This is a genomic window from Arthrobacter sp. NPDC080073 (assembly GCF_040686575.1).
Classification (GTDB): domain Bacteria; phylum Actinomycetota; class Actinomycetes; order Actinomycetales; family Micrococcaceae; genus Arthrobacter.
The window spans coordinates 1-1,189 of record NZ_JBFBKR010000052.1 but is presented as its reverse complement, the minus strand read 5'-3'; the positions used below and the strand labels follow the sequence as shown (position 1 = coordinate 1,189).

Below are 1,189 nucleotides of genomic sequence, written 5' to 3'. Positions count from 1 at the left end.
CGCACCGAAAAAGCGGCCCCCGACGATGTCTCCCGCACCGATGGTCCCCGGCCCCAGCGGGCCGGGGACCATCCCCACACCTCAGGGCCCCGGCACATCCTCAGCCTTGAAGCGGAACGTGTCCCCGCTATAACGGCCGAGCTGTTCGCAGAAGCCATTGCCGTCACAGATACCGTCCGCGAAGCACAGGGCCGCGGACCGGTCACCTCGTACAGGGCCCGGGACTTCTGGGAAATCCTCAAGGAACTCGTCGACAGCGTCTTGGACCAGTAAACAGAACGCCCCCACCGCGTGTCCTAGCCCCCGGGCAACTACACGCGGAGGTGCCGACTTCGAAATCCTGGATCTGGCCGAGCACCAGCTGGTCTCTTGGACAACCGCGTGGACAACCGCGCTCAAAACCGTCCCCACCTATGGCGCGCAAAAGAATCCCGGACCTAGTGACATATCATCCCGGAAGCAACGATTCACCCGTCGAGACGTCGGACTTTCCACGCCCGCGAAGTCCCCGGAACAAAGCCAGGAACGGTAATGCGATGAGCTCCAGGATGCCCGCCGCAAGCAGCAGCACCACGAACAGAACCAGGAGAGGCAAGTACAGGAGGAACACTGCGACGCCCGCGGCGACATAGCCGGCGACGAAGCCGAAGATTGATTGCGCATCCATCAGGACTCCCATCAGCGGCCGTCCGGGACCGCCGCTACAACGGTAATAACAGCACAATGCCAAGCTGAGAATGGGCCGCTCAGCGCCGGGTCCGGGCCGCCGCCAGTTCCCGTTCCAGCCGCCGGTTCACCGCTTCAAGTTCAAGGACCATGCGGATGCCGGCCAGATTCAAACCATCCTCGAGCAGCTCACCGATACGACGCAGGGTATCCAGATCCTGTTCGCTATAGCGGCGGGTCCCCCCGTCAGTGCGCCCAGGTTCCAGCAGGCCCTTGCGCTCATACAGGCGCAGGTTCTGCTGCCCCGTCCCGACCAACTCCGCGGCCACGGAAATGGCATACACCCCCGTGGTCCGCCCTCGCTTCGGCTCCATCCGCTTCTCCTAACTTAAGAACCCGAAATCCCCCTTGCACCAGTTTCACCCCAGTGCTATAAAAAATCTATACCGGCCACCATAGCAAACCGGGCGGCTGAAGGAAATGATCGCACCGATCTGCAAGGAGTGAGGAATGACCATCCTGA

The 1,189-nt window shown here is 62.2% G+C and carries 3 protein-coding genes; 1 reads left to right on the top strand and 2 read right to left on the bottom strand.

What is annotated here, in order from left to right:
* On the top strand, positions 1–273 hold a 273-nt coding region (locus AB0O52_RS23300; RefSeq protein ID WP_364542981.1), incomplete at its 5' end, for a hypothetical protein.
* 175 nt (positions 274–448) lie between these two features.
* Here AB0O52_RS23300 and AB0O52_RS23295 read toward each other — a convergent pair.
* Positions 449–667, bottom strand: coding sequence for a hypothetical protein (locus AB0O52_RS23295; protein ID WP_364542979.1), 219 nt, complete (start codon positions 665–667; stop codon positions 449–451).
* Positions 668–746: 79 nt separating this feature from the next.
* A complete protein-coding gene (locus tag AB0O52_RS23290; protein WP_364542977.1) occupies positions 747–1,040 on the bottom strand; it encodes a MerR family transcriptional regulator in 294 nt (97 codons plus the stop codon).
* Positions 1,041–1,189 lie beyond the last annotated feature (149 nt).

Excerpts from the sequence above, each read along its gene's own strand:
- AB0O52_RS23295 (WP_364542979.1), bottom strand. The coding sequence starts at position 667 with ATGGATGCGCAATCAATCTTCGGCTTCGTCGCCGGCTATGTCGCCGCG.
- AB0O52_RS23290 (WP_364542977.1), bottom strand. The coding sequence starts at position 1,040 with ATGGAGCCGAAGCGAGGGCGGACCACGGGGGTGTATGCCATTTCCGTG.